Below are 878 nucleotides of genomic sequence, written 5' to 3'. Positions count from 1 at the left end.
GTGGAACTGCACCTTGACGCGGCCGTACTGGTCGGGCCAGATCTCTTCGCCGGGCGGGCCTACCACCACCGCCGTCTGCGGACCGGTGGTGCGCGGCTTGCGCGTGGTGCGCTCAGGGGTGTAAGGCAGGCTGGTGGGTTGGGCTTGCAGGGTGAATTTCTGGAACGACCCCTCTTCCTGCGGCGTGCCCTTGGGGCCGGGCGCGGCGCGCTGACCTGGGGGTTTTCCTTGAAGTGGTATTCGAGACCGGTGAGCAGGTAGGCCTGGTTCTGGTCCTCGCGCGGGTAGTTCTCCAGCGTGAAGGTGTAGCCCGGGGCCAGCGCCCGGTGGCGCGACTGGCCCCGCACGGTGCTGTGCCCGGTGAGGCTTTCCTGCAGCCGCACCCGGGCATAAGCTTCGCCGTCACCGAATTCGGTGTAGCCGCCCGGCCATTCGTAGATTTCGTGGGCGTCGTGCGCATGCCCCGGCGGGGTCTGGCGCATGTTGGACAGGTCCGCGCGCGGCTTCTTGAAGTCGTAGTCGTCGTTGTAGTGCCGCCCCGAATGGATGGCCTGGTGCAGCTCCCAGGCGTGGATGTTCTCTTTGTCGGCAACGGCGGCCTTCTCGGGCGGGTAGAAGGGGATGACGGCGGCCCCGGGCAGCGGGCTGTGCGAGGCGACGATGTCGTCGGCCAGGGTCAGGATGTGCTGGCCGGCGCTGTGCTGGTGGTAGTAGTAGATGCCCTCATGCTCCATCAGGCGCGAGACGAAGGCGCAGTCGGTCTCGCCGTACTGCACGCAGTAGTCCCAGCTGCGATACGCCCGCGTGAGCCGCTTTTGCAGGGGGTGGCCGTATTTGCCGAGCACCTCTTCGATGATGTCGGGGACGGTCTTGTTCTG

General features: G+C 66.9%; 1 pseudogene. It reads right to left on the bottom strand.

From position 1 onward, the window contains the following. Nucleotides 1-878: pseudogene (locus AC27IQ_RS25945) on the bottom strand (type VI secretion system Vgr family protein); the annotation flags it as partial.

Source organism: Acidovorax sp. KPB24-07 (assembly GCF_057543315.1).
This window is presented reverse-complemented; position numbering and strand designations above follow the sequence as displayed.